This window comes from Saccharomonospora iraqiensis subsp. iraqiensis, assembly GCF_000430445.1.
In the GTDB taxonomy this organism is placed as follows: domain Bacteria; phylum Actinomycetota; class Actinomycetes; order Mycobacteriales; family Pseudonocardiaceae; genus Saccharomonospora; species Saccharomonospora iraqiensis.
Genome location: NZ_KE387040.1, coordinates 139,041 through 147,233 on the forward strand (window position 1 = coordinate 139,041; position 8,193 = coordinate 147,233).

General features: G+C 70.4%; 8 protein-coding genes. 7 read left to right on the plus strand and 1 reads right to left on the minus strand.

Annotation, left to right across the window (positions count from 1 at the left end):
• The first annotated feature begins 422 nt into the window (after positions 1-422).
• The 5 genes from rpsB (at position 423) to ACTIR_RS0102730 (ending at position 4,593) form a co-directional block, all read left to right on the plus strand.
• A complete protein-coding gene (gene rpsB, locus ACTIR_RS0102710; RefSeq protein ID WP_026453133.1) occupies positions 423-1,280 on the plus strand; it encodes a 30S ribosomal protein S2 in 858 nt (285 codons plus the stop codon).
• Positions 1,281-1,327: 47 nt separating this feature from the next.
• Entirely contained in the window at positions 1,328-2,143 is an 816-nt protein-coding gene (gene tsf / locus ACTIR_RS0102715; RefSeq protein ID WP_026453134.1) for a translation elongation factor Ts, read from the plus strand.
• Between the two features lie 196 nt (positions 2,144-2,339).
• Positions 2,340-3,095 carry a UMP kinase gene (pyrH, locus tag ACTIR_RS0102720; RefSeq protein ID WP_007024106.1) on the plus strand — a complete coding sequence of 252 codons (756 nt, stop codon included), beginning with the start codon at positions 2,340-2,342 and terminating at the stop codon, positions 3,093-3,095.
• Positions 3,092-3,649, plus strand: coding sequence for a ribosome recycling factor (gene frr / locus ACTIR_RS0102725; protein ID WP_007024105.1), 558 nt, complete (start codon positions 3,092-3,094; stop codon positions 3,647-3,649). Before pyrH ends, frr begins: the two co-directional genes overlap by 4 nt.
• Complete coding sequence (locus ACTIR_RS0102730) at positions 3,649-4,593, plus strand: phosphatidate cytidylyltransferase (RefSeq protein ID WP_026453135.1); 945 nt, start codon at positions 3,649-3,651, stop codon at positions 4,591-4,593. Before frr ends, ACTIR_RS0102730 begins: the two co-directional genes overlap by 1 nt.
• Before the next feature lie 33 nt (positions 4,594-4,626).
• Here ACTIR_RS0102730 and ACTIR_RS0102735 read toward each other — a convergent pair whose 3' ends face one another.
• Positions 4,627-5,478 (minus strand): VOC family protein, encoded by an 852-nt coding sequence (locus ACTIR_RS0102735; RefSeq protein ID WP_026453136.1) that lies wholly within the window; start codon positions 5,476-5,478, stop codon positions 4,627-4,629.
• A gap of 181 nt (positions 5,479-5,659) precedes the next feature.
• Between ACTIR_RS0102735 and rlmN the strand changes: the two genes are divergently transcribed.
• Together rlmN and ACTIR_RS0102745 are read left to right on the plus strand one after the other, a co-directional pair.
• A complete protein-coding gene (gene rlmN, locus ACTIR_RS0102740; RefSeq protein ID WP_026453137.1) occupies positions 5,660-6,781 on the plus strand; it encodes a dual-specificity RNA methyltransferase RlmN in 1,122 nt (373 codons plus the stop codon).
• Between the two features lie 149 nt (positions 6,782-6,930).
• Entirely contained in the window at positions 6,931-8,184 is a 1,254-nt protein-coding gene (locus tag ACTIR_RS0102745) for an ATP-binding protein (RefSeq protein WP_052583688.1), read from the plus strand.
• Positions 8,185-8,193: the final 9 nt, after the last annotated feature.

Genomic DNA, 8,193 nt, shown 5'->3' on the forward strand with positions numbered 1-8,193 from the left:
GTTCCGTCCGTCTCGTCGCATCGGTCCAGGGTGCCGGGCGCGGCGGGACGGTGCGTGCGGCTCGTGCCGGACGGGCCGCGAACTGTGGACAGGTGGGGACGTGACACGGACGGGTGGGGACGGTTCCCGGGTGGTGCCGCCCGCGGGTCGAGGGCCACCGGGCGTCGGCGTACAATCCGGGACGCGACCTGTGTGCGTACGGGTCGACTTCGCGTGCACGTGCTGTCCCACCCGCGGACCGGTGTCCGGATCCCCGGCACGGGACAGGGTGCCCGGCGGTCTCCACGGTGGCCGACACCGTGGGGTCCGGGCGTCCGCACGGCACCAGGGCGGTGGGCCACCCGGCCCCCGCGACAACCGGCCACCGCGTCGTCGGGCCCCGCGCCCGGCGCGCTCAACACAGAAGAGGTGCGAATCCGGCCATGGCCGTCGTCACCATGAAGCAGCTGCTCGATTCCGGCGTGCACTTCGGGCACCAGACCCGCCGCTGGAATCCGAAGATGAAGCGCTACATCCTCACCGAGCGCAACGGCATCTACATCATCGACCTGCAGAAGACGCTGTCCTACATCGACCGCGCCTTCGAGTTCGTCAAGGAGACCGTCGCCCACGGCGGCACGATCCTGTTCGTCGGCACGAAGAAGCAGGCGCAGGAGGCCATCTCCCAGGAGGCCCTCCGGGTGGGCATGCCGTTCGTCAACCAGCGTTGGCTCGGTGGCATGCTGACCAACTTCCAGACCGTGCACCGCCGTCTGCAGCGGCTCAAGGAGCTGGAGGCGCAGGAGCAGACCGGCGGGTTCCAGGGCCTGACCAAGCGCGAGATCCTCACCCTGACCCGGGAGAAGGACAAGCTGGAGCGGACCCTCGGCGGTATCCGCGACATGTCCAAGGTGCCGAGCGCCGTGTGGATCGTCGACACCAAGAAGGAGCACATCGCCGTCGACGAGGCCCGCAAGCTGGGTATCCCGGTGGTGGCGATCCTGGACACGAACTGCGACCCGGACGAGGTCGACTACCCGATCCCGGGCAACGACGACGCCATCCGGTCGGCCGCACTGTTGACCAAGATCGTCGCCGAGGCCTCCGCCGCGGGTCTGATGGCGCGCTCCGGCCGCAACGGCTCCGCTCCCGAGGGCGAGGAGAAGCCCGAGGCCGGGGTCGCGACGGACGAGCCGCTCCCCGAGTGGGAGCAGGAGCTGCTCGCGGGCTCGGAGGGCGCCGCCCAGCAGTCCGGTGAGCAGCCCGCGGAGCAGTCGAGCGAGCAGACGACCGCGTCCTGATTCCTCTGCCAGAAGACCGTACGAAGGAACGGAAAGACTTACTGACAATGGCGAATTACACCGCGGCAGACGTCAAGCGCCTCCGCGAGCTCACCGGCTCGGGGATGATGGACTGCAAGAAGGCGCTGGAGGAGTCCGAGGGCGACTTCGACAAGGCCGTCGAGTTCCTGCGCATCAAGGGTGCGAAGGACGTCGGCAAGCGTGCCGAGCGGGCCACCGCCGAGGGCGTGGTGGCCGGTGACGGCGGCGTGCTCGTCGAGCTCAACTCGGAGACCGACTTCGTCGCCAAGAACGACGAGTTCCTGACGCTGGCCGACAGGATCGTGGACGTGGCGAAGGCCCAGCGCACGAACGACGTGGAGCAGCTCCGCAACGCCGAGCTGAACGGCGGGACCGTCGCCGAGGCGATCCAGGAACTGTCCGCGAAGATCGGCGAGAAGCTGGAGCTGCGCCGGGTCGCGGCCTTCGACGGGCAGGTGAGCACCTACCTGCACCGTCGGGGCTCGGGCCTGCCGCCCGCGGTCGGCGTGCTGGTGGAGTACACCGGCGACGACGCCGAGGCCGCCCGGAACGCGGCCCTGCAGGTGGCGGCGCTCAAGCCGCAGTACCTCACGCGCGACGACGTGCCGTCCGAACTCGTGGAGAACGAGAAGCGCATCGCGGAGCAGACCGCCCGCGAGGAGGGCAAGCCGGAGCAGGCGCTCCCGAAGATCATCGAGGGCAAGGTCAACGCCTTCTACAAGGACACCGTGCTGCTGGAGCAGCCGTCGGTGACCGACAACAAGAAGACGGTGCAGAACCTGCTCGACGAGGCGGGCGTGACCGTCACGAGGTTCGTCCGGTTCGAGGTCGGCCAGGCCTGACCGGCGACCGGCACCCGTGCCCCGTCTCCCGCCAGGTCAGGAGGCGGGGCACAGCCGTGAGACAGGCGGGAGAATCGTCCCGTCGGCCCACCCCGCCGGGCGGGTCGACGGGACCGGCCGGGTATCCACGGCCCGGCCGGGCACGGGAACGGACGGCGCGGACGGCGTACCGGCGGCAGGAGAGCGCGGAGGCGAGATGGACACGGACGGCACCGGCAGGCCCGGACACGGTTACCGGCGGGTGTTGCTCAAGCTGGGCGGCGAGATGTTCGGCGGTGGCTCGCTGGGTGTCGACCCGGACGTGGTGCACTCGGTGGCCGCCCAGATCGCCGATGTCGTGCGCACCGGGGTCCAGGTGGCCGTCGTGATCGGTGGGGGGAACTTCTTCCGCGGCGCCGAGTTGTCCCAGCGCGGCATGGACCGCGACCGGGCCGACTACATGGCGATGCTGGGCACGGTGATGAACTCGCTGGCCCTGCAGGACTTCATGGAGAAGGAGGGCATTCCCACCCGGGTCCAGTCCGCGATCACGATGGGGCAGGTCGCCGAGCCCTACGTGCCCCGCAGGGCCGAACGGCACCTGGAGAAGGGGCGCGTCGTGATCTTCGGTGCGGGTACCGGGATGCCCTACTTCTCGACCGACACCGCGGCCGCGCAACGTGCCCTCGAGATCAGTTGCGACGTGGTGCTCATGGCCAAGGCGGTCGACGGCGTGTTCAACGCCGACCCGAAGAACGACCCCGACGCGATGCTGTTCGACCAGATCCGCCATCGCGAGGTGATCGAACAGGGGCTCAAGGTCGCCGATGCGACGGCCTTCAGCCTGTGCATGGACAACAACATGCCGATCATCGTGTTCAACCTTCTCACCGAGGGCAACATCGCCCGGGCGGTCAGTGGTGAGAGGATCGGGACACTGGTCAGTACCCCCACACACCTGGAGCAGTCGTGATCGACGAGACCCTCCTCGATGCCGAGGAGAAGATGGAGAAAGCGGTGTCCGTCGCCAAGGAGGATCTGACGTCGGTGCGCACCGGCAGGGCCTCCCCGAGCATGTTCGCCCGCATCCACGTCGAGTACTACGGCGTGCCGACCCCGCTCAACCAGCTCGCGAGCGTCAACATCCCGGAAGCCCGGATGGCCGTGATCAAGCCCTACGACACGTCCCAGCTCGGTGCGGTCGAGCGGGCGATCCGGGATTCCGACCTGGGTGTGAACCCGAGCAACGACGGCACCGTCATCCGGGTGGTGATCCCGCAGCTCACCGAGGAGCGGCGGAAGGAGATGGTCAAGGTCGCCAAGAGCAAGGGCGAAGAGGGCAAGATCTCCATCCGCAGCGTGCGCCGCAAGGCCAAGGAGGAGCTGGACCGGATCGCCAAGGACGGCGAGGCCGGTGAGGACGACGTCGCCCGTGCGGAGAAGGAGCTGCAGAACCTGACGGACAAGTACGTCCATCAGGTCGAGGAGCTCGTCAAGCACAAGGAATCCGAACTCCTCGAGGTCTGATGCCGACGGTGAGCGACGACCAGGCCTCGGACGGGGATCCCTCGGTGCCCGGCGGGTCGAACGGCGGATCCACGCGCGACGACCCTCCGGACGAACCGTCCGGGGAGGGCGGGTCCGGAACCGGGGGCAGGACGTCCCGGGCGGGGCGCGACCTGCCCGCCGCCATCGCGGTCGGGGTGGCGCTCGGCGCGGCGATCCTCGGGTCGCTGTTCACGGTCCGGTACCTGTTCATCGGCATCATCGCCGCCGCCATCGCCGTGGGAACCGTCGAACTCGCGGGGGCGCTGCGCCGCTCGGTGGGCATCCGGATCGCGCTCGTCCCGGTGCTGGTGGGCGGCCAGGCCATGATCTGGCTCGCCTGGCCCTACGGCCGGGCCGGCGCGGTGACCGCGTTCGTGCTGACGGTGCTCACCTGCCTGCTGTGGCGACTGCGCGGCGGCGCGTCCGGCTATCTGCGCGACGTCGCCGCCTCGGTGTTCGCGGCGGCCTACCTGCCGTTGTTCGCGGCGTTCGCCGCCATGCTCGTGCCCCCCGACGACGGGGTCGGCCGGGTGCTCTCCTTCCTCATCGTGGTCGTGGCGTCCGACACCGGCGGCTACATCGCCGGTGTGTTGCGCGGCCGGCACCCGATGGCCCCGTCGATCAGCCCGAAGAAGACCTGGGAAGGGTTCAGTGGGTCGCTGACCACCGGTGTGGCGGGCGGCGCGCTGTCGCTGACCCTGCTGCTGGACGGGCAGGCCTGGCAGGGCGTGCTGTTCGGTGCCGCGGTGGTGCTCTCCGCGACGTTGGGCGATCTGATGGAGTCGCTGATCAAGCGGGACCTGGGCATCAAGGACATGGGCACCCTCCTTCCGGGGCACGGCGGCCTGATGGACCGGCTCGACTCGCTGCTGCCGTCGGCGGTGGTGTCCTGGCTGTTGCTCAGCGCGTTCGTCCCCGTGTGACGGCGCCCGCCGTCGGAGAACGGGGTCGGTCGCTCAATCGCCGTGGGGGTCGTCGACCTCCGAACGACCGACACCGAGATCGACCGGCCGGGAGTGGTCGGTCACCGAGAACAGTGCCCCGTCCGGATCGGCCAGGGTGGCCGTGCGGCCGGACTGGGTGTCGTAGGGCTCGGTGATCACGTCCCCGCCGAGCATCATCGCGTGTCCCGCGGTCGCGTCCGCGCCGCGTGCCGGCTCGACCGCGAAGTAGGTCATCCAGTGCGGTGCCGTCGGCGGACCCGGCTCCGGGTCGAGGACACAGCGGTACAGAACGGCGCGCGGCCCGAGTCGCCACTCCGCGTAGTCGATGCCGTCCCGCCCGATCTGTTCACTGGTGAAGGCGAACAGTCGGCGGTAGAAGCCGTCCGTGCTCTCCGCGTCCGGGGTGTTGAGGTCGACGCCGCTGAGCGTGCCGGGGATCCCGGAGCCCAGCGACCAGCCCTCCGGCGGTTGCCACAGGACCACCGGTGTCCCGGCCGGGTCGGTGGCGTGCAGGACCGTGCCCCGGTCCGGGATGTCCACCGGCCCGAGCCGGACCGTTCCGCCGAGGTGTTCGACCCAGCCCACGCTGCTCGCGGCGTTCACCACGGACAGGTGTACCGACCAGCCGGTCGGCTGCCCGGGAGCCGCCTGGTACAGCCCGGCGACCTCGATCCCGTCCCGCAGCGCGAGGGTGTAGCGACGGTTGGTCGCGACCGGGTCGCGTTTGACGTGGAAGTCCCAGCCGAACAGTTCCCCGTAGAACCGGCGTGCCGTGGGCTCGTCCACGGCGGCCAGTTCGACCCAGCACGGTGTTCCCGGCGGGGGGACGGACGTCGCCGGTGTCGACGGGCTCCCGTGGGACACACGGACCACCTCCCGGACGAGGGCGGATGACACGGCGGAAAGCCGGAGTCTAGCCCCGCACGGGGGGCCGTCGCGCCCGTTTTCGCGAGATCCCGACCGAGGGTGGCCCGACCGGCCGGTCGGGCGCGTGGCAGGGGACCACGCGACCACGGTGAGGCTGACGTGGGACAATGGCGGAGCCATGACTGCATTGCCCCTCGTCTTCGACGCCCCCCGCAAAGGTCTGCCGAGCAGGCACCTGGCCGATCTCGACACGGCCGGACGTGCCGAGGCGGTCGCCGCGCTCGGGGAGAAGCCCTTCCGCGCGAAGCAACTGTCGCACCACTATTTCTCCCGGCTGACGGTCGATCCGGAGGCCATGACCGACATCCCGGCGGCGTCGCGGCAGCGGCTCGTGGACGAGCTGATGCCCTCGCTGTTGACGCAGGTCCGCGCGGTGGACTGCGACGGCGGGAGCACCCGGAAGACGCTGTGGCGCGCACACGACGGCACCATGCTGGAGAGCGTGCTGATGCGCTACCCGGATCGGGCGACGTTGTGCATCTCCAGCCAGGCGGGCTGCGGGATGGCCTGTCCGTTCTGCGCGACGGGGCAGGGCGGGCTGGACCGCAACCTGTCCACGGCGGAGATCGTCGACCAGGTCCGTGCCGCCGCCGCCGTGATGCGGGACGGCGAGATGCCCGGCCCCGACGGCGCGCCCGCCCCGGGACGACTGTCGAACATCGTGTTCATGGGCATGGGCGAGCCGCTGGCCAACTACCGCAGGGTGGTCGACGCGGTGCGGCGGATCACCGACCCGGCACCGGCCGGGTTGGGGATCTCCCAACGGTCGGTCACGGTGTCGACCGTCGGGCTCGCCCCGGCGATCCGGAAGCTGGCCGCCGAGCGTATGCAGGTGCGGCTGGCGGTGTCGCTGCACGCGCCGGACGACGAACTGCGCGACGAGCTGGTCCCGGTGAACAACCGCTGGCCGGTGGCCGAGGTGCTGGACGCGGCCCGCCACTACGCCGACACCACGGGCAGGCGGGTCTCCATCGAGTACGCGCTGATCCGGGACCGCAACGACCATCCCTGGCGCGCGGACCTGCTGGCCGAGCGGCTGCGCACGCATCTGGGCCACCTGGCGCACGTCAATGTCATCCCCCTGAACCCGACCCCGGGCAGTGAGTGGGACGCCTCCCCGAAGCCGGTGGAGCGTGAGTTCGTCCGCCGCGTCAACGAGGGCGGCGTGCCCTGCACGGTGCGCGACACGCGGGGCCAGGAGATCGCCGCGGCCTGCGGTCAGCTCGCGGCCGAGAGCTGAGGACCGCCCCGGTAGGAGGGGACACGACGGCGGACGGCCGCGTCGACGGATGTCGAGCGGCCAGGTGACCACGGGACCGGCGGCCAGGTGACCACGGGACCGGCGGCCAGGTGACCACGGGGCGCGGATGTTCGGGCATACTGGCGGTTGTGCCACATCCACAGGACCTGCTCCCGCGTCGAGCCGAATCGCTGGTCACCGAAGCGCTGACGGACACCCGGGTCGTCCTCGTGAACGGCGCCCGGCAGGCAGGCAAGAGCACGCTCACCCGGCTGGCCGCCTCCCGGGCCGGGGACCCGGTCCTGCGTCCTCTCGACGATCCGGCGACGCTGGAGGCGGCGCGACTCGATCCGACCGGCTTCGTCGAGCATCCCGGGCTCATGGTCATCGATGAGATCCAGCTCGCCCCGGAGTTGCTGCGACCGATCAAGCTGACAGTGGACCTCGACCCGACTCCCGGCCGGTTTTTGCTCACCGGCTCGTCGCGCATCCTCGCGTTACGGGCACTTCCGGACGCCCTGCCGGGGCGGATGGAGATTCTCGAGCTGTGGCCGTTCTCCCAGGGGGAGATCAGTGACGGTGCGGACGCGTTCATTGACGCCGCCTTCGGTCACGGTGCCGACCTCGAGTACACCTCGGAGCTGCGTCGCCGGGACTATCTGGAGCGCATCACGGTCGGTGGTTTCCCCGAGGCGGTCCGGCGGACCCGACGCCGACGTGCCGCGTTCTTCGACTCGTACCTGTCCACCCTGATCGAGCGCGACGTGCTCGAACTGGCCGAGATCGAACGTCGCCGCGATCTCCACACCCTCCTGCGGCTGTTGGCCGGACGCGCGGGTGGACTGCTGGTACCGGGGGCGTTGGCCGGGGAGAGCGGGATCCCCAGGACCACTCTCACACGCTACCTGGACCTGTTGTCCTCGGTCTTCCTCATCAAATCCATCCCCGCGTGGGCGCCGGGCGGGACCCACCGCGCCGTGGGGACACCGAAACTCGCGTTCGTCGACACCGGGATCGCCTGCCATCTGCTCGGTCAGGACGCGAACCGGCTCGCCGATCCGGGAGGGGCCGCCGGGCCGATGGTGGAGAACTTCGTGGTGGGTGAGCTCTCCCGGCAGCTCACCTGGTCCACCGAACGCGGCACGTTGTACCACTACCGGACGAAGGACAAGGTCGAGGTCGACGTGGTCGTGGAGACCCCGGACGGACGGGTCGTCGCGGTCGAGGTCAAGGCCGGTTCCACCGTCCGCGCCGAGGACGTCCGCGGACTGCGGCACCTCGCCGACCGGTTGGGTGAGCGGTTCGTCGCGGGCTACGTGCTGTACACGGGGCGACAGACCCTGCCGTTCGGCGACCGGATCCGCGCGCTGCCGTTGGAGGCACTCTGGCGGGTCGCGCCGTGACACGGGGTC